Below are 18,185 nucleotides of genomic sequence, written 5' to 3' on the forward strand. Positions count from 1 at the left end.
CTCAGTTCAACTCCTCAAGCGACTTGGTGCGACGGAAACTGATGATTGCGATGCCCGCCACCAGAATGAAGATGATGATCGCGAACGCACTCGCGAGACCGTAGTCGCGGTTGGCTCCCACGAAGGCGACTTTGTAGACCATCGAAATCAGGATGTCCGTCGCACCAACATTCACCCCTGCGGAGACATCGCGCGGCCCACCGTTGGTGAGCATGTAGATGAGGTTGAAGTTGTTGAAGTTGAACGCGAATGACGAGATCAACAGCGGCGCTACCGACACCAGCAGCAGGGGTAGCTTCACGAATCTAAAGATGGCCCACGGCTTGGCGCCATCCACCGTCGCTGCTTCGGTGAGCTCTTCAGGAATCGCTTGCAGCGCGCCCGTCGTGACCAAGAACATGTAGGGAAAGCCGAGCCACAGGTTCACGAAGAGCACCGACCCTTTGGCCAGCCACTCGTTCGTGAGCCACGGCACTTCGGCCCCGCCCAACAGCACCGTATTGATGAAGCCAAATTCCTGGTTCATCATTCCCGCCCACACCAGTGCAGACAAGAAGCCAGGGAACGCATACGGCAAGATCATGATGATCCGGTAGTACTTGCGACTCTTCATCCGCTTGTCGTTGAAGACGATCGCCAAGAACAAACCGAGCGCGAAGGTCGTGAACACCGAGAGGAACGCGAACGCGAAGGTCCACACGGTCACGCTAATCAGCGGACCACGGATAGATTCCTCAGTGAAGGCGCGAACGAAGTTGTCGAGTCCGACCTCAATTTTCCATCCCGGCAGCAGCTCTTGGCCATTGTCGGAGGTGAAGGCGCCAGTACCGATATCGGAATAGGTGATGCCGGAGTTCTTGTCGCGCATCGTACCGGCGGCTTCGTCGTAATCAAGTGACGAGGTGTAGAGGAAGGCGCTCGACCCGTCTGGCGTGCGCAGCATGCCGTCGTTGGGGTCATCGGTGAGCGGAACGCTGATCGCCGCGATTGCGCTCTGGCGACCAAGGATGTCTTGGAAGCCCAGGCTCGTGTAGCCAGCGAGGCCGACAGCAACGTCGCCCTCCAACTGCGCGTTGTTTACTTCCTTGAGTGGACGCTCTTCGCCACCAATGCTCACGCTGCCGTCAGGTTCGGTGACGAGGAACGAGATCTCCCCGAGTTGTTCGAGCACGGTGAGGCGATAGTTCGGTGAATCTGCGACCCGGTTTTGTGACGAGAGCAGCAACGAATTGACGGCGTCCGCTTTTGTCGAGTTGTGACCGGTGCCGTAGTTCGTGAAAGCGATATAGCCCGAGTAAAGCAACACAAAGATCTGGAAGATCGCGAGAAAGATGAGGCCCGGCGCGAGGTACTTCGCGGGGAGCTTGCCGCGGGAGAAGTAGATCCAGTTGACGAGCAGAGTGACGGCAACAACGAGCCCGGCCACCAGCCACGATTCGCTGCGCACGAGCACGAAGAGGGCGTAGATCGCGATCGCGTCGACGACGCCGAGACCCAGGATCTTGATGGCGACAATTTTCCAGCCACCGGCCGCGGCATCCGCAATTCTGGTCGCGCGTTTCGCGCGGGCCGACTGCCGGATGGGGCCGGGATCAGTCTCGGGGGTTGTCGTCACGGGGATTCTCCATTGAAGGCGTGCAGGTCAGTCGTGCGGTGCGAACCGGGGCTGCGTTGTGAGAACGCAGCCCCGGTTCGATGGTGAAGCAAGGAAGTGGCCGCCCATTTGCAGACGGACGGCCACCGTGCGCTATCCAGCGATAGCGGTTTCGATGTCGCCTGACATTTTCTGCCAGAGCGAAGTTGCGTCGCCACCGTTGATGATGGCGGCTTCGGTGACACCCCAGAACTCCCAGACGGCTCCCATTGCGGGGATCGACGGCATGGGAACAGCGTTTTCACCGACGGCGCCGAATCCGGCAACGATCGGGTCTGCGCTTGCTGCTTCGAAGGATGCCGTAAGCGCTGGTGCGCGTCCGCCAACTTCGAACAGTGCGGTCTGCACTTCTTCGCTACCCATGTAGTTCACGATGAACTCGTTTGCGGCGAGCGCATTCTCGCTCTTGGAGCTGACGAAGAAGCCCTGCACTCCCACGAATGGTTGTGCCGTTTCGCCACCGGCGGAGGGGATCGGGTCAATCGCAACGTCGATTCCTGCTTCGACGGCTGCGGGCACGTTCCACGGTCCGGTCAGGTAGAAGGGCGATTCTCCGGCGATGAACTTTTCCTTGGCGAGGTCGCCCGTGATGTTGGTGTTGAGCACGCCGGCTGCACCTTGAGCGGCGAGCCAGGCCGCGAACTTGTCGCCACCGGCGTTGCCGATTTCAAGAGCATCTGCGTCGTAGCTTCCGTCAGCGGCGGTGCCGAAGACGGGCGCACCGAACGAGGTCTGGAAGGGGTACAGGTGGTATGGGTCGGCCGCTTCAGGGTCGAGCCCTACCAAGAATGGGTATTCGGTTCCGGCAGCTTTGCCCATCGTGACCATCTCGTCGAAGGTGGCTGGGGTGCTCGGCGCGAGGGCCGTGTTGCGCACGAGAGCGATGTTTTCGATCGAGTAGGGAACGCCGTAGACCTGGCCTTCGTAGCTCATGGCGGTGATGCCGACGTCTTGGAAGGCATCGGCTTTGTCGCCAAGTTCGACGGGAGCAACGACACCGTTGGTCACGAAGGTTCCGAGCCAGTCGTGAGCACCGATGACAACATCGGGGCCCTTCCCGGTGGGTACTTGCGCGATGAACTGGTCGCGAATGTCACCGAATTCTTTTTGTACAAGCTTGACCTCGACGCCGGTCTCGGCAGTGAAGTCCGCTGCGGCGTCTTTGAGCACTGCTGCGCGGTCGGCGTCGACCCATACGGTGAGTGCTTCGCCAGTTCCGGCGCCGTTATCTGCTGTGTCGGATGCTGCTGTGCATCCGGTTAGTGCTAGCGATGCAGTAACTGTGAGTGCGCCTACGGCCCACAGTCCTTTGTTGTTCACCCTCATTGGTGCTGCCTTTCGTCAGTGAAAGCATTGCAAACTGCAAGCGCTTCCATGTATACCTCTTGTAAACACTTTTCAGCAAGTACCTCAGGGTAAAATTTCAGGTTTTTCTTGGGGAGATAAGGACACGACGATGTGGAAGCGCTTAGATTTTGCCGAGGAAAGCGATAGTGTGACGGCTATGACTTCCGTTCTTTCCTGCACCGAGTGGTGGCGTTCTGCTGTGATTTACCAGATCTACCCGCGGTCATTCGCTGACTCCAACGGTGACGGAATGGGCGATTTGTTGGGCATTCGCGACCGCCTTCCCGCGCTTACCGAGCTCGGGGTCGACGCCATCTGGCTTTCGCCGTTCTACACCTCTCCGCAGCGGGATGCCGGCTACGACGTCGCCGATTACTGCGATGTCGACCCACTCTTCGGCACCCTTGACGACTTCGATTCCATGACAGCGCGGGCCCACGAACTTGGGCTGAAGGTGATCGTCGACCTCGTCCCCAACCATTCCTCGAGCGACCATCGCTGGTTTCAAGAAGCTCTCGCTGCGGCGCCGGGCAGCGACGAGCGAGCTCGCTACATGTTCCGCGACGGTCGTGGCGAGAATGGCGAACTCCCGCCAAACAACTGGGAGTCGGTCTTTGGCGGCCGCGCCTGGACTCGCGTCACCGACCCCGACGGAACCCCCGGCCAGTGGTATCTGCACCTGTTCGACGCCAGCCAGCCCGACTTCGACTGGAACAACACCTGGGTTCGACGCCAATTCGAAGACGTGCTCCGCTTCTGGCTCGACCGAGGCGTTGACGGATTCCGAGTGGATGTCGCCCACGGCATGATCAAAGCCGACGGCCTTCCCGACTGGACTCCCCCGCTCGCGGGCGGCAGCATGGGCGGTGCGGGCACCCTCGACGCCAGCGCTTCCGCTACGGCAACCGACGCGGCTGACGCGGCTGACGAGCTTGCCGCATCCCGCGCACCGTTCTGGGCTCAGGATGGCGTGCACGAAATTTACCGCGAATGGCGAACGATTCTGAACGGCTACGAGGGCGATCGCATCCTCGCCGCCGAGGCGTGGGTTGACCCGTTGACCGACATGGCCAAGTGGGTGCGTCCCGACGAAATGCACCAGGCCTTCAACTTTCCGTATCTCGAGACACCCTGGGCTGCCGAGCCGCTACGTGCCGTCATCGATGCCTCGATTAGCGCGTTCACCGCCGTGGAAGCGCCGAGCACGTGGGTGCTCTCCAACCACGATGTAGTCCGTCACGCCTCCCGTCTCGCCCTGACAGCCGAAAACCCGCAAGGGCACGGCATCGGGCCCAATTCTGCTGGCCTCCCGATCCCTGAGCTCGGTCTTCGTCGCGCTCGGGCCGCCACTGCACTGATGCTTGCCCTTCCCGGCAGCGCCTACCTTTATCAGGGTGAAGAACTTGGCCTGCCCGAGGTAATTGACTTGCCTGATGAGGCCCGCGAAGACCCCACGTGGTTCCGCACTGACGGTGAACGCTACGGCCGCGACGGTTGCCGAGTTCCGATCCCCTGGGAGGCCGACTCTCCCGCCTACGGTTTCGGACCATCGGATGCCGCGTGGTTGCCGCAACCCTCCGACTGGGCACCTCTCGCCCGCGATGCGCAAGGCAACGACAGCACTTCGACGCTCTCGCTGTATCGCCATGCTCTCGCCCTTCGCCGCGCCCACGAGCTGGGAACCGGCGAGCTTGAGTGGCTTGACACCGGCGCCGAAACCGTGCTCGGTTTACGCAATGGCGACGTACTTGTCTATGCCAACACGGGCGACACTGCCGTGACTCTCCCTGCCGGCGAAGTTCTGCTCTCGAGCGGCCCCCTCGGCGAGGCTCAACTGCCCGCAGATACGACAGTGTGGTTGCGGGCCTAGACCAACACGGCGCCTAATTCCCGCGAATGGATGCCGGTCGATAGAATCAGCAACGGCGTGTTCGCTGCTGTGCAGCATCCATTCTCGTCAGAATCCAACGAAGGGCAACTGATGGCCAGCATCGAAGACGTTGCCCAGCGCGCGGGAGTGTCGACGGCGACCGTATCGCGAGCGCTCAGCGGCAATGGCCCGGTATCGGCGGCTGCTCGCCTCAAGGTTACCGAGGCTGCGGCCGCTCTCGATTATGTCGTCTCGTCGAGCGCGTCGAGTTTGGCCTCGGGGCGCACCAAAAACGTTGGCCTCATGGTGCCCTACTTGACTCGCTGGTTCTTCACCTCGGTCGTCGAGGGTGCCCAACAAGCGCTGATGCGCCACGGCTATGACGTCACGCTTTACAACCTTTCTGGCAGCGTCGCTGAACGCGAAAAGGTGTTCGACGTGTTCTTGCAACGCAAGCGCATCGACGGAATCATTACCGTTTCATTGAAGCTCTCCCCCGCTGAAGTGGAGCGGTTGCATGCCCTCGACAGGCCAGCGGTCGGGGTGGGTGGCCCGATTGAGGGTGTGCGAACGCTGACGTTAGACGATGACGCGGTGTCGAGTCTTGCTACCGGTCATTTGTTGGCGCTAGGCCATACCAAGATTGCCCATATCGGTGGCTCTGAAGACTACGATCTCGAGTTCCACATCCCGACGAATCGACGCCACGGCTACGAAGCTGCGCTGCGCGAGGCGGGAATCGAACCACGAGCAGAGTTCTTTGCCACCGCCGATTTCACCATTCAGGGCGGCTATCACGCGGCCAAACAGCTCCTCGGCAATCCCTTGTTGCGCCCTACCGCGATCTTCGCTTCCTCCGACGAGATGGCGATTGGCTGCATCCTTGCCGCCCGCGATCTCGGCCTAGTGGTGCCGCGAGATATCTCCATCATGGGAATCGATGGTCACGAACTCTCAGAATTCTTTGGGCTCACCACCGTCTCGCAGTCCCCTCAGGCCCAAGGTGAACACGCTGTCGAAATCCTGATGAACCTGCTGGTGCCGGGTAAGCATCCTGAGATTCCCGAAAACACGCCGATCGACTACGAGCTCATCGTGCGCTCAAGCACAAGTCGGCCTCCGGAGTAGTCGGAACGACCGGCGCCTCAGCAGCCACACCGTTGGCCGCCGCGATCGGATGCTCGCGCTCTAGTCGCGCGGTTCTACGAGTCGTTGCGCTGCCTGCCGCACCGAAGCGCACCGGGCTTCTTCACTGTCCGCGAACTCGGGGCATCCGATGGAGCGCAGCTCTGCTGGTGCACGCTCCCAGTTGCTGGCAACGGCCAACAACAGCGCAAGCAGCTCTTCTGGCTTCCACGAGCTATCGACTACACCTCGTTCTTGAGCATCACGGATGACGTCAAGCTTGTGCTTGTAACCCTCGACGCGTCCTTCCGAGAACGATCCGAGCTTCTCGGCGTCATGGAGCCAGGCCCACATAGTGACGCGTTGCGCGCTCTGGTCGTTGACGAAATAGTTGTGCAGTCGCACGGTGTACTCCACGAGGTCTGCATCGATGGGTACGGCGTGGGCGAGCCGATCGAGACCGGTCTGCATGACGTGGTCGAAGAGCGCATCTTTGTCGCCGAACCAGGCGTAGATGCGTTCTTTGCTCGCCTTCGCCGTCTCGGCGATGCGATTGATGCGCGCTCCGGCGACACCATACTCGGCGAATTCGGCCGCTGCGGCCTCTAATACGCGCTGTTTTGTTTCCCGGCCACGGAGTTGATCACGCGGCATTTCTGTTGAAACCACCAAACACCTCCAAATCGAACCTGTTGGTTTGACTTAGCCTACACGTCGACATAGTGTCGAACCAATTGGTTTGATAAGAAACTAACCGGCTCAGTAACGAGCCACCTGGTTTTGTAAGGAGTTCGCATGACAAACGTATTGATGGTCCTCTCGGCAGCGTCCTACTTGACGCTCGCTGACGAAACGCAACACCCCACCGGTGTGTGGGCAGAAGAGCTCCTTGAGCCATACCGCATCTTCACCGAAGCCGGTTGGAAGGTTCAGGTAGCCAGCCCAGCAGGTGCGGCCCCCACTTTTGACGCCGCAAGCCTTAGCGAAGGCGGCGTTGGCTCTGCCGAGCGCCTCGCTGACTTCGAGGCCCGCATCGCTGACCTCCAGCCTGTGCTGCAGCATCCACTGCGCTTGGATGCCGTGAATGCCGGTGACTACGACGTCATCTTCTACCCTGGAGGCCACGGCCCCATGGAAGACCTCGCCGTCGACGAAGACTCTGGGCAGCTCATCGTAGAAGCCGTGAAAACAAACACGACTCTCGGCGTGCTGTGCCACGCTCCCGCAGCCCTCCTCGCTGCGAACGACAAGGCAACAGGCGAATGGGTTCTCAAGGATCGCAAGATGACCGGCTTCGCGAACAGCGAAGAAGAGCTTGCCGGTCTCGCCGATAAGGTCAAGTGGCTCGTCGAGAGCCGACTCGTTGAGTTGGGTGCTGACTACTCGAAGGCGCCGGAGCCTTTCGCTCCGTATGTCGTCGTTGATGGCGCCCTGTACACCGGCCAGAACCCGGCATCATCCGTTGCCGTTGCCGAGCGCATCGTCGCCGATAAGTCATAGCGACCACACACTTCCCGCTTTTCACACTCTAAAAACCTCAAGGAGATTTCATGACTACCGTTACAAGCACCCAATGGCAGCTCGCCTCACGCCCTACCGGCGTTCCAACCACTGAGAACGTCGTGAAGGTTCAGCTCGAACTGCCTGAGCTCGCTGATGGCGATGTTCGCGTACGCAACACGTTCCTCTCGGTCGACCCCTACATGCGCGGACGCATGAATGAAGGTCGCTCGTACGTTGCGCCCTTCAACCTCAACGAGACCATGGGCGGCGCAGCCGTTGGTGAAGTCGTCGAGTCGAACGACGCATCGCTTCCTGTCGGCACGCTGGTTCAGCACCAGCTCGGATGGCGCGACGTCGCGCAGGCTCCTGCTGGTCAGTTCAAGGCGCTCCCCGACGTTCCCGGTATCTCGCCTTCGTTGTTCCTCAGCGTTCTCGGCATCACGGGAATCACCGCCTGGACTGGTCTGACTCAGATCGCGCACATCAAGGAAGGCGACACCGTCTTCGTTTCTGGCGCCGCGGGTGGAGTTGGCACCATGGTCGGCCAGATTGCCCGTCTCCTCGGCGCAGCACGCGTCGTCGGTAGCGCCGGCACCGACGAGAAGGTTGCCCTCCTCACGAGCAAGTACGGCTACGACGCCGCTTTCAACTACAAGAATGGCGACGTTGCTGGCCAGCTGGATGCTGCGGCACCCGACGGAATTGATGTCTACTTCGACAACGTGGGTGGCGAGCACCTCTCAGCAGCTCTCGGCGCGTTCAAGGACGGCGGCCGCGTCGCAGTGTGCGGCGTCATGTCGCTCATCAACGGCAAGGACGAGGGCATCAAGAACAGTTCAAACATCGTGACGCGTGGCTTGACCATCAAGGGCTTCACCATGGGCAGCTACTTCCACCTCGCACCAGAGTTCGGTGCAGCGATGCAGGGGTGGCTCGGCGAAGGCAAGATCGTGTTCGACGAAACCATCACCGACGGCATCGACAACGCGCTCGACGCCTTCAACGGCATGATGAACGGCGCAAACATTGGCAAGGCGATCGTTCGCCTGTAGCCCTTTCGTAACTGCCGACCCGAACGGCACACAACACACACCTCGTGTGAAATAGAAATGCCCCGCAGCTGACGCTGCGGGGCATTTCTTAACTAACGCGCGAGTCAGGCCATCCGTCGTCGCAACACGATTCCGGCGGCGAGAAGCAACGCGGCCAGTACCCCGATCGGCAGAAGCGGAGCTGAGCTGCCAGTTGCAGCGAGCATCGGCTCGGCATCCGCAGCAGCGGCAGCAACCGTCCAGCCAGCGAATAATGTGGTGTCGGCGGCGATCACCGTGCTGAAGTCCGCGAGGGTAGTCAGCGCAGCATCCGTGTACCAGCCAGAGAATGTGTAGCCGGATGCCGTGGGCTCAGCGGGAGCCGCCATGGCGGTACCAAACGGCACGTCTGTCGGCGCAATTGCCGCTCCGCGACCGGAGAGGTCAAACGTCACGATGGGGTTCGGCACGGCGTTGTAGCCCTGCCAGGTGGGGGTGGTGAATCCCGCTGCGGCTGCAGGATCAGCGAACACACTGGAGTAGTGCACAACGATCGACGGTGATCGGCCCAAGGATCCATCCGAACCCGCAGCGAAGAATGCGGTGGGAGCGGCACCGAGGAATACAACATCGGCCAGCGAACCATTGTCCGCAAATGCCCGGCGGTCGATGCCTGTAACGGATGCCGGGATAGTAACGGTGGTGATCTCGTTCTCGTAGAATGCATACAGCTTGATGTCGACAAGGGAAGCGCCCAACGTCACCGACGTGAGGGAATTGTCGCTGAAAGCGTACTCACCCATCGTGGTGACAGAATCCGGAATCACGACGGTTTCTAGATCGTTGTCCTCAAACGCGTCATCTCCGATAGTTTCTACCGAATTCCCGATAGTCACGGTCGTCAATTTGTTGTAGTTGAAAGCAGAATCGCCGATAGACGTCACCGAGTCGGGGATCACTACAGAAGCTAGGAAGTTGGCTTCAAATGCGGAGTTGCCGATAACTTTGACACTGTTCGGAATAACGACCGACGTGATCTTTACATCCCTGAACGAGGTGGCGCCAACGGCAACCACAGGGTAAGTCTCGCCCGCGAACGCGACTGACGAAGGGATATCGGCGTCGAAGCCGCCGCTGGCGATTGTTACATCGTAACTGGTGACGGTAGCCCCAGCGGCAGGGTCAGAATCGTCCGCAGAAAACGTCATCCCATCCTCGGTGAATGAGACGGCAGCTGCGTAGGCCGGGGTTGCGGCGAGAGCGGACCCAGCCAATACCAAGACTGCTGCGACGATGGCCGCGGCGATTCGCGATGTCCTGTTCGCTGGCCGGAGGGCGATCGGCGCGGGGCTATAGGCAGCAATACTCATAATCAGATCCACAATCGGTTCGGGTCACACACTGGTGTTCTTAAAATTCGGCGCAGAGCGTGAGTAGAACCGACCCGGCTAACCCTATCGGTTGCGCGCAATCAGTATCGTCTCTCAACCAAGTGTTCTAGCTAGACTGCGAATGCTCCTCTCATCAACTCGTCAGAGCGGGGATGATCGCCCCCGAGAACACTTGCCACGCTAGCGCGGTTTTCGCGACCAGGCTGAGCGTGATGTAAGTGCGCTCACCCCGCAAATAGCTTTTCCATTTGCCGATCTGCTTGTACTGCAGCCACTGATTGATGGCGAACGTGTTGAAGAACACGAACAGCGAGATCACGATGCCGACGACGAATCCTGGGGCCGCTACCTCATTCGCGCTACCAGGGCGCAGGAAGTAAATCAGGATGATGATCCAGGGCACAACGCCAACCATCGACCCGAAGACGAACGGCAGCATCCCACCAGATCCGGGCTGTTCGTACTTCTCCTGTAGCGCTCCGAAGAGGATCATCGCGGCGTTTACGGCGAAGACGGAAAATAGCGCGGCGATGTCGGTCACGCCGTTAATTGCCAAGATCAGCCAGATCATGATGGATGAGCTGAGGGAGTATTCCGTCCAGCGAAAGTAATTGCGGCGTTCCAGAAGGCCAGTCTTGTAGCGGTCGAAAAACAACGGGCTAGAGATGAGGAAGTGGAAGAACGCGCTCAGGCCGAGGAACGCAACGACTCCAATGCCGATGTTGACCTCAAAAACGGTGACGCGCTCGGGTGGTATCGGCGCGCCGGGAGGGCCAGCCAAATAGTCCGCGGTGACGGCGAACAACACTTGGGAGCTGAGCATCGTGAGCACGATCGCGAATCCGATCGCCTGCAGAAGATGCAGACTGCCAGCGACAATATTGTAGATGCGCAGCCGGTCGACCTGCTGCTCTGGAGAATAGGTCTTCGTTGACACGGGAATTCCCTTTGACGGTGTGGCTGTCACGTTAGCGCATCCCTAGTCACCGAGGAGGTTATCCGATGCCAATAAATGGAGGATATTCCGGTTCGCCTGGTTTCTCTCCCGTTTCTACATCGAGGGCTGTCACCATGTGCGGAGAGCGGGAGTCCTGACTTGATAGGGGCAGCTATATCACCGCCGTCGGCGTCGGCCGGATGCGACACTATCGCTACGCGAGTTTCTGGATGATTCGCCGCAAGTTCCGCGAGACGAGAGGGACTTGTCAATGAATCGCGTGCCTTATGGATAGGGCTGAAGTGCGTCATATAGAGAGTCTCTCGGGCGCTTAGGGACAAACGGAGCTGAGTTACCCCTAGCTACAGGGCAAGAGTCCATGAATTGGTCTCCGCCTCGGAGAGGCCGCATTCGACGCTGGCGCGAAATTCCGCCCAGAACCTAATTCATTTCTTGTCGCCGGGAACGAGCACCTGCGGCTATGGCTATGGCTATGGCTGAAAAGTGCCGGCGATGAACGAGAGGGAGTCGCCACTCCGCGAAATCTGGCGGAAGCCTAAGCGCTCCGCAAGCGCAATCGAGGCCACGTTATTCTCTTCAATTACCGCGACCAACCACTGAACTTTCACTCTCGTGAATGCAAATTCCATCATTGCCGCAGCAGCCTCACCGGCGTAACCCTGACCGTACTGGTCAGGATGCAAAATCCAACTGATTTCGGCTGACCGACTCGAGAGCGCTACCGAACGCAAGTGAAGAGATACGTCACCGATGAGCTCACCCTCATGTTCGATGGCAAGAGCCAGGAAGTCATCGGCCTGCTTGAGCACAACATGTTTGGTGCGGTGCTGCAGGTGCGCATAGGACTCGATGCGCGTGCGCTCGGGCCAGGAGGTGAATTCCTGCACATCCGACGACGATTGAATTTCGAACCACCGTGTTGCGTCGTCAATGCGGTGCGGGCGCAATCTCAGTCGTTCGGTCTCCAGCGTCGGCGCCGCAATGGCGCGTTCCAGAGAGGAACCGCGGATGAAACGGGGGCGTTGGGCAAAGCGCATCGGTCAGTTCCACCCTGCGAGGCGCCAAAAAGGCGTAGTAGCGATCGGAGTAGAAGTGATATCCATACGAAAAGAAAACCACTAGTTTCTATGAATTTCACATGAGTAAAATGAGGAATTTCCGAGTTGGTTCCGGCGTGGAAGGTCCGGGGCAGCAGGAAGACAACCCCGGGCGGGCAGTACTGCCGGGGCGAGACACCACCATGATGGCGGTACGAGTTGTGGCGGTTTCATTCAATTGAAAAAGTCCTGATCAGGAACCGCAGTTTGCGAAAGCGCGGAAACCGATTCCAGGCTAAGCCGCGAATCGCTCCAGTACCAGCCGACATCCCAGCAGTCCGGCCCGAATAGTTCCGCAGCTTTGAAAATCTAAAAAAGGGGACTGCTGAAGGTTTGGTCACACCGAGCAGCACATCCTCGCGTCGAGGTTCACTCGACGGTGGATTGCGCACCGGATCAGGAGAAACCTGCGCCTGCCTCAATCGACCGTATCGAATGTGCTCACCAGCAAAAGCGCGGAATCATTTCACCGCGACGCACCACACAGCCAACGCAGCTACTACTGCCCCACGCTCCCGGTCGGGAAACATAGGACTCGGCGTGCGCGCCATACCGCGCTGGCCGCGACCTTAGGTGAAGAGGCTCACACCACCTGGACCAACCAGCAGTCCCACGACGATGAGCACAATGCCCCAGAGTAACTGGCGGCGAACGAGCGCGACAATGCCAGCAATAACGAGAACTGCCGCAATGATCCAGAGAAGTGTTGCCATGGTGTTGCTCCCTTTCGTTAGGCTCCGACGACGTTACGCCTACAGCCAGGTCGGGTCTGGTGATGAAACTGTACCCCCCCCCCCCATTCGGGCTCTGACCACCGTATTTCATCCAAATTGTCGCGGTGATAACCGCGACGGCAAGGGCGCCACGACCGATCTCGCGGGAAGCGCTCCGGCCGCGGGTTTAGCTCGAGCTATCTCGTGCCCGCCCTCGCTATCAGCTCATTCAACCTGCGCTCAATAGCCACATTCATCCTGAAGCTCAGGGACGTGGCCATCGAAAAGCCCATCCGCGCACGCCGTCGAAAAGACGAGCACAAGCGTCCCCTGGCTCGGACAGGATCCGCGACCAAAAGAGCAGTCCTGATGGACCGCGAACCGACAGACCTCATCAGGATCTTCGCGCTCAGTCAATTGAAGGAAGAATGCGGCTTCAAAGAATGAAACCGCCAACTGTGGCCCTTTCATTCAATTGAAGTGGCCTTGCAATCATTGGGCACTTTTCGCTTTGGCCTGACCCGATTCCAGGCTAAGCATAGGTTTTTTCCGCTGCCCGATTCGTTGGCGAACGGGATGAAACCTTTCGAGTGCGTGCGCCCTACACGGCAGATCAGCACACTGTGCTTGAGTTGTCGAAAGCTCAGACACCGCCTGCCGACCCAATTCTTGGCACGCCCGACGTCGTCCCTCAACACTCAGGCAAAAAGGAGCGACTAAGAGGCTCAATTCGATTAGGAAGATATATGAGCGCTTCGACGCCGAACACTCCGAGAGAGACGCTCAACGGGGTTTTCGCGGCCCTAGACCTAGTAATCGATGATGGTTTGCGCGCGCTGGAGCGAAACAACGGTCAGGTTTCGGCATCGAAGGCGGGCCGTCTGGCTGTGGCGATGAGAGGAACGACGCTCCTCCAAGCCGGTCAGCTTCTACTTGAGGAAGGCCACTGGGAGGTCGCGGCAGGCGTTGCCCGGCAAATGTTCGAATTGCTTATAAATGTCGAGCACCTTCTTGCTCAGCCTGATGAAGACGCCGCTTGGGCCGATTACAAAAATTTTGCCATGGCCGCGGATTTGCAGGCGCGGAGGCGAGCAATGACCTTTGCGATGGGGGATGGATACCAAGATTCAGATGACTCTGCTGCTGACCTTGATGAATGCTTAGCGTTAGAGGTGTTCGATCAGTTTCGTGACCGGCATCAGAACATTCGCGACAGTTGGAGCGGAAAGTCAGCCTACAAACTCGCGGAGCAATCGAGCAGAAGCGAGCGGCTTCGGCAGTACCAGTACTATTACCGCACTTGGTCAGCACAGGCTCATGCAGGCCCGTCATCGATTATCGAATCCTTAGTTCCGCACTCTGCGGCTGGAGCAGTAGAAGATTTCACCGGGCGCACCATCCGAGAGACTTTGCATCTAATCGCCATGCTGATTCTTCTTTTCAGCGACCTAGTTATCGCTCTCGACATTCTCGCTCCTTCGACGCACGAAAGAATCTCATCGTGGCGTCAAGCAATGCAAGACGCAATCTACGAGTGGAGAACTGGAGGTCGCGGTGAGCCGAGCGCCCAAGAGAGCTGATTCGCGCTTACGCGTCGTAACCCTTCCAATACAACGCTTCCGGCTTCAGATCAAAGGGTTTGTCGTCGCCCAAGTTGATCGTGACTTCCACACTACGGTCGAATCCCTGGCCTGCTGGATAAAAAGCATAAGGCTGGGGGCTTTGGGACCCCTCCAAAATTGACATCTTGACTGCTAGTATTTTCTGCGCCTCGACGTGTGTCACCGAGTACGTCTGGTCATCGTAGGTCAAGGTCCAATTTGAGTTCGGCATGTAGGCATCCTATCTTCAGGACAACACACCAATGATGGACTGGGGCTCGCGCGACAGACTCGGGGTCCTTGGATAAGACAGAATAGTGTCGTGACTGCATTTGACTTCTATTCAGATAGGTTAGCTGGCACCCACGGCCAAGGAGAGATCCCTCCCAGCACCGTCGCTGGGCTCGTGCGTCTCATCGAGACCAAGATGCAATCAGACTGGTTCGCGGAAGCATTCCCGACGAAGGGCTCCGATCGAGACTGCGGGACGATCGGCACCAACATTTCCGCAGTCAACAGCGAAATCCACGCCCTTATCCCGGACTTGGGATGGCCTTGTCGCGTCGATGATGAAATCGACGAAACGGCAGCATTAGACCTCGTGGAATGGGCGGCTCAGAAAGTGTCCCTTCCTGTGCGCGATCGCTATCACGCGCACTTCGGGCACTGGGAACTAGTGTTCAACCGAAAGGAAGGCGCGACGGCTCTTCGAGACGAGGTCAATCAATATTTAAGCCGAGGCCGCACGCTCTACTCGATGAACGGGTTGAGGGTGGTGCGATCTGGCACCGCTGAAGTAGCCCGCGTGTTGAACGATCTAACACCGTCAACCGGCGACACTCACCTCGACGAATTGATAATCAGCGCACGAAATCTTTACAAGTCGCACCATGAGGACGAGCGCGCAACTGGTGTTGAGAAACTCTGGGACGCGTTCGAACGGATAAAGACGCTGGGCTCTCCCGACAAGCGTGCGGGAATCTCCACCCTGCTCGGAATGGTAGCGCCGGAGAAGCTTCGGCTTGCGCTTGAAAACGACATGATTGCTGTCACGAAGTTGGGCAACGAGTTCAGCATTCGGCACCACGAGAAAGACACTGAAACTATCCGCGGCACAGACCGCGACTATTTCTTTCTGCGGGCTGCCAACTTGATAATCGCATTACTGAGGCATAGCGGGCGATTGCAGCAATAACGTCACTTGGAATGCACCCAGCGGCGCCACTCTCATCAAGGCTGGCCACAAAAGCGTCTCAGCGGACGTCGTCCCTTCCGACCTACTCCCCCTCGGCCAGACCGTCGGAAGAACTTTCGAAGCTAACCGCAGCACTGGAATCTGCATCGGTGGTCTTCGACGTAGTTTCCGCCTGCTCAATTCTCTCGCCCAAAGGGGAAAGGATTGAGGCCGCTGGATCCTTTGTGGCATCGTCTTGATACGACAATCGCTCACCAGTTGCGAATGCACGGATCTCGTCACGGAACGCTGCGAACCGTGGCACGCTGGGATTGCTGAGGTCAGTTAGCTCATAGGTGCGGGTTATGGATTGGATTCTGCTGAGCATGTCGCTGGCGAAGTTGACGCTTGCAATAGCGACTTCAATTTCCTTAAGCAGCTTCCTCGCGTCGTGCTTCTTCATTCCGTGCGGATGATTTCGAGAGAAATTTTTGACGGCGCGTTTGAGCCGGTCATCTGTTCGGTTCCGCGCCTCCTCATCGAAAGCGTCCTCCAGCATCTCGGTAAGGAGCGCGAGCAAAGAGCTGAAACGCTCTCGAAGCTCAGTTGAACCGTCTGTTTGCCCGTCGATATCGAGAAGCGAAACAACCTCACGAGCTAGTCCGGCCTTTTCGATGTGTTCAGTTGGAAAGCTGACCCTGAAGCACGTGTCGATAGCATTCCAAACTCGCCCGCCATTTTTAGTGAGCTCTGACCTCAGCGCTTCAACGTTGAAGGTGGAAGTGTCGATATCAGCAAGGTCGACGAAACGCGCTAGGAAGTTAAGTGCCGCACGATGCGCAATCGGAACCGGTAGTAAGTCTTCGATTTCTTGGACGACGACGTGGTCGTCGAATTCCAGGCCTGATTCGAGAGCCCATTGATCCATCCGGACGATGCATTGATCCCGTAGTACTCGTTTCTTCCGAGCTTCTCCTCGCTTGAGAACTCGTTCGGCATCTTTACCTGCCTTGTCACCATCGAGCAACGCAACACACGGCGGTTTTATCGTGTCTCGACCTCGTGCTAGATAGACGAGATACGGAATTCCGTCTGCCCCTCCTGACGCGACCACGGTCACGTCATTGAGGTTTAGAACGTTGGCGGTAGTTTTTTCGCGTTTGGCTATGTGAGCCGAAAGGCCAGCTATCAAGACTTGATCAGCAAGCCCTTCGACGAACAAATTGCTACCACCTATGAAAGCAGTCTCGGCGACATGCGCCCCGAGGGAGGAGCGCAAGGGCTCATACCTATTGTTCGCGGCATCGCGGACAACTCGGGTTCCTTCGTCTTCGGAACCTTTATCGAGAACCCGAATCCGTTGGGGGGCGTTCTTGTCGATCAGGAATGGGGAGTGAGTCACATAGACAACCTGACTTTGTTGTCCTCCGTTCTCCGGAACCGCGTACTCCTGGAGCACCCTCAAGAGGTCTTGTTGACCAGCGCTTGAAAGAAACGCATCCGGCTCGTCGAGAAGTAGAATGTCGGGCTTGGTATTTTTGATCCGGTGAGCAGTGAGCTGCACAAAGTAGCTCAGGAAGAACCTCAGGCCTTGGCTCCGCTCTGCGAATGAATACTTCGAGGCCGTGCGGTCGCGAATGGTGAACGCGAGCTCGTGCTCTCGGGCCTCGACAAGCAAGTCGAAGTCTTGGTCCTGAGTCCACCACCGCTGAATGTTTAGGTTTTCTTTGATAGCCGAGTTGATTCCGCCGACAATGGCTTCAACCTGACCTTCTCTACCTGACTTGATGGCTTCGCTCAGCTCAGAGAAGGTTTGCTCGGCGACCCCGGCCGCATCTACGAGGAGCTCACGAGCGAGCTGGAACTCCGCCTTCCGCTTTTCCTCCGCAGCCACTGTGGCTGGATCTGCTCCAATCGTCAACGATGGCAGAATCGCCTTCCCCAGCGCCTCTTCCGTGGGTGTGTCCATCCCGAACAGGAGACTAAGCAGCCCGACCCGATTGTTTCGATTCCCTAATGGAGTGTGCGGGGCGCCCGCGAGCTCTGAGATAGAGACACTATCCGGTATTGCGAGGTCAGTCCTGAGTTCATGGAAAGTCGGAAGCGCTGCTTCGACATGGCTCAACTCGCTCGGGGTAAGTTCGGTCTTTTCACCGTCGATTACAAGGAACGGAGCTTTGTCACCTGGCCGATACAGCGTGAAATTGTGCGCACTCTTGAGCCAGGCTAGTCCGTCCGGCCATTGCTCCCCTTCATCCAACGTGAAATTTCCACCAAACTCCGGAAGCCTGATCTCGTTGGTCTTCACCGAATACTGTTCGCTGTATCGACAGAAGTCGGACCTGTCTATGGGCGTGCCAGTGAGAGCCGCTTTTATCGCCGTGAGGAGTTGACTCTTGCCGGCTTCGTTCGCGCCGACAATGGCGGTGATCTCAGAATCCAGCGGTACTCGAACGAAGGGAAACCAAGGATCATTGTCCTCCCATGCGGCAGGCTTGCTTGAGTCCCGCGCTTTCAATTCATAGTCGAAATTAAACGATCTGAAGAATCGAACGTCGACACGGGAGAGTCTCATGGAAGCATCCTTTGGGTGGATTAGTGAGTGACATTCACAGTTTGGCAGGAAGCACCGACATTCCAAACATGTTGTGAGCCGAGTCGCCCCGCTTCCCTCCAGTTCTCCGCATCGTAAAGTCGCGCGGGGTCGAGGTGCGTGAAGAA

The 18,185-nt window shown here is 58.3% G+C and carries 15 protein-coding genes; 6 read left to right on the forward strand and 9 right to left on the reverse strand.

All coding sequences use genetic code 11. From position 1 onward, the window contains the following. Position 1: 1 nt before the first annotated feature. Entirely contained in the window at positions 2 to 1,615 is a 1,614-nt protein-coding gene (locus FFT87_RS00600; RefSeq protein WP_219949473.1) for an ABC transporter permease subunit, read from the reverse strand. A gap of 132 nt (positions 1,616 to 1,747) precedes the next feature. Next, entirely contained in the window at positions 1,748 to 2,980 is a 1,233-nt protein-coding gene (locus tag FFT87_RS00605) for an extracellular solute-binding protein (protein ID WP_219949474.1), read from the reverse strand. A gap of 178 nt (positions 2,981 to 3,158) precedes the next feature. Here FFT87_RS00605 and FFT87_RS00610 point away from each other — a divergent pair, with 178 nt between their 5' ends. Both FFT87_RS00610 and FFT87_RS00615 read left to right on the forward strand, forming a co-directional pair. Beyond that, complete coding sequence (locus FFT87_RS00610; RefSeq protein ID WP_219949475.1) at positions 3,159 to 4,871, forward strand: glycoside hydrolase family 13 protein; 1,713 nt, start codon at positions 3,159 to 3,161, stop codon at positions 4,869 to 4,871. 111 nt (positions 4,872 to 4,982) lie between these two features. Next, positions 4,983 to 5,999 carry a LacI family DNA-binding transcriptional regulator gene (locus tag FFT87_RS00615; protein WP_219950634.1) on the forward strand — a complete coding sequence of 339 codons (1,017 nt, stop codon included), beginning with the start codon at positions 4,983 to 4,985 and terminating at the stop codon, positions 5,997 to 5,999. A 60-nt stretch (positions 6,000 to 6,059) separates the two neighbouring features. Here the strand turns inward: FFT87_RS00615 and FFT87_RS00620 are convergent, their stop codons facing one another. Beyond that, positions 6,060 to 6,665 carry a TetR/AcrR family transcriptional regulator gene (locus FFT87_RS00620; RefSeq protein WP_219949476.1) on the reverse strand — a complete coding sequence of 202 codons (606 nt, stop codon included), beginning with the start codon at positions 6,663 to 6,665 and terminating at the stop codon, positions 6,060 to 6,062. A 126-nt stretch (positions 6,666 to 6,791) separates the two neighbouring features. Here FFT87_RS00620 and FFT87_RS00625 point away from each other — a divergent pair, with 126 nt between their 5' ends. Both FFT87_RS00625 and FFT87_RS00630 read left to right on the forward strand, forming a co-directional pair. Then, complete coding sequence (locus FFT87_RS00625; protein WP_255559986.1) at positions 6,792 to 7,496, forward strand: type 1 glutamine amidotransferase domain-containing protein; 705 nt, start codon at positions 6,792 to 6,794, stop codon at positions 7,494 to 7,496. Between the two features lie 50 nt (positions 7,497 to 7,546). Further along, on the forward strand, positions 7,547 to 8,551 hold the full coding sequence (locus tag FFT87_RS00630) for an NADP-dependent oxidoreductase (RefSeq protein WP_219949477.1): 1,005 nt from the start codon (positions 7,547 to 7,549) through the stop codon (positions 8,549 to 8,551). Between the two features lie 104 nt (positions 8,552 to 8,655). Here the strand turns inward: FFT87_RS00630 and FFT87_RS00635 are convergent, their stop codons facing one another. The 4 genes from FFT87_RS00635 to FFT87_RS00650 form a co-directional block, all read right to left on the reverse strand. Then, positions 8,656 to 9,900, reverse strand: a complete 1,245-nt coding sequence (locus FFT87_RS00635; RefSeq protein ID WP_219949478.1) for a leucine-rich repeat protein — start codon at positions 9,898 to 9,900, stop codon at positions 8,656 to 8,658. A 154-nt stretch (positions 9,901 to 10,054) separates the two neighbouring features. Continuing rightward, positions 10,055 to 10,858, reverse strand: coding sequence for a heliorhodopsin HeR (gene heR / locus FFT87_RS00640; protein WP_219949479.1), 804 nt, complete (start codon positions 10,856 to 10,858; stop codon positions 10,055 to 10,057). Positions 10,859 to 11,349: 491 nt separating this feature from the next. Then, a complete protein-coding gene (locus FFT87_RS00645; RefSeq protein WP_219949480.1) occupies positions 11,350 to 11,916 on the reverse strand; it encodes a GNAT family N-acetyltransferase in 567 nt (188 codons plus the stop codon). A gap of 629 nt (positions 11,917 to 12,545) precedes the next feature. Beyond that, on the reverse strand, positions 12,546 to 12,689 hold the full coding sequence (locus tag FFT87_RS00650) for a GPGG-motif small membrane protein (RefSeq protein WP_219949481.1): 144 nt from the start codon (positions 12,687 to 12,689) through the stop codon (positions 12,546 to 12,548). 746 nt (positions 12,690 to 13,435) lie between these two features. On the opposite strand from FFT87_RS00650, the gene FFT87_RS00655 reads away from it, so the two are divergent. Further along, positions 13,436 to 14,269 (forward strand): DUF5677 domain-containing protein, encoded by an 834-nt coding sequence (locus FFT87_RS00655; protein WP_219949482.1) that lies wholly within the window; start codon positions 13,436 to 13,438, stop codon positions 14,267 to 14,269. A gap of 7 nt (positions 14,270 to 14,276) precedes the next feature. On the opposite strand, the gene FFT87_RS00660 is transcribed toward FFT87_RS00655, so the two are convergent. Continuing rightward, positions 14,277 to 14,522, reverse strand: a complete 246-nt coding sequence (locus tag FFT87_RS00660; RefSeq protein ID WP_219949483.1) for a hypothetical protein — start codon at positions 14,520 to 14,522, stop codon at positions 14,277 to 14,279. A 90-nt stretch (positions 14,523 to 14,612) separates the two neighbouring features. Here FFT87_RS00660 and FFT87_RS00665 point away from each other — a divergent pair, with 90 nt between their 5' ends. Then, positions 14,613 to 15,485 (forward strand): hypothetical protein, encoded by an 873-nt coding sequence (locus tag FFT87_RS00665; protein WP_219949484.1) that lies wholly within the window; start codon positions 14,613 to 14,615, stop codon positions 15,483 to 15,485. An 82-nt stretch (positions 15,486 to 15,567) separates the two neighbouring features. Here FFT87_RS00665 and FFT87_RS00670 read toward each other — a convergent pair whose 3' ends face one another. Then, positions 15,568 to 18,105, reverse strand: coding sequence for an AAA family ATPase (locus tag FFT87_RS00670; protein ID WP_219949485.1), 2,538 nt, complete (start codon positions 18,103 to 18,105; stop codon positions 15,568 to 15,570). Positions 18,106 to 18,185: the final 80 nt, after the last annotated feature.

The organism is Salinibacterium sp. M195 (assembly GCF_019443965.1).
GTDB lineage: Bacteria > Actinomycetota > Actinomycetes > Actinomycetales > Microbacteriaceae > Rhodoglobus.

What these genes read in the sequence shown, in the direction of transcription:
- FFT87_RS00635 (WP_219949478.1), bottom strand. Translation starts at nt 9,900, where the DNA reads ATGAGTATTGCTGCCTATAGCCCCGCGCCGATCGCCCTCCGGCCAGCG.
- FFT87_RS00655 (WP_219949482.1), top strand. Translation starts at nt 13,436, where the DNA reads ATGAGCGCTTCGACGCCGAACACTCCGAGAGAGACGCTCAACGGGGTT.
- FFT87_RS00645 (WP_219949480.1), bottom strand. Translation starts at nt 11,916, where the DNA reads ATGCGCTTTGCCCAACGCCCCCGTTTCATCCGCGGTTCCTCTCTGGAA.
- FFT87_RS00605 (WP_219949474.1), bottom strand. Translation starts at nt 2,980, where the DNA reads ATGAGGGTGAACAACAAAGGACTGTGGGCCGTAGGCGCACTCACAGTT.
- FFT87_RS00630 (WP_219949477.1), top strand. Translation starts at nt 7,547, where the DNA reads ATGACTACCGTTACAAGCACCCAATGGCAGCTCGCCTCACGCCCTACC.
- FFT87_RS00660 (WP_219949483.1), bottom strand. Translation starts at nt 14,522, where the DNA reads ATGCCGAACTCAAATTGGACCTTGACCTACGATGACCAGACGTACTCG.
- FFT87_RS00610 (WP_219949475.1), top strand. Translation starts at nt 3,159, where the DNA reads ATGACTTCCGTTCTTTCCTGCACCGAGTGGTGGCGTTCTGCTGTGATT.
- FFT87_RS00625 (WP_255559986.1), top strand. Translation starts at nt 6,792, where the DNA reads ATGACAAACGTATTGATGGTCCTCTCGGCAGCGTCCTACTTGACGCTC.
- FFT87_RS00615 (WP_219950634.1), top strand. Translation starts at nt 4,983, where the DNA reads ATGGCCAGCATCGAAGACGTTGCCCAGCGCGCGGGAGTGTCGACGGCG.
- FFT87_RS00650 (WP_219949481.1), bottom strand. Translation starts at nt 12,689, where the DNA reads ATGGCAACACTTCTCTGGATCATTGCGGCAGTTCTCGTTATTGCTGGC.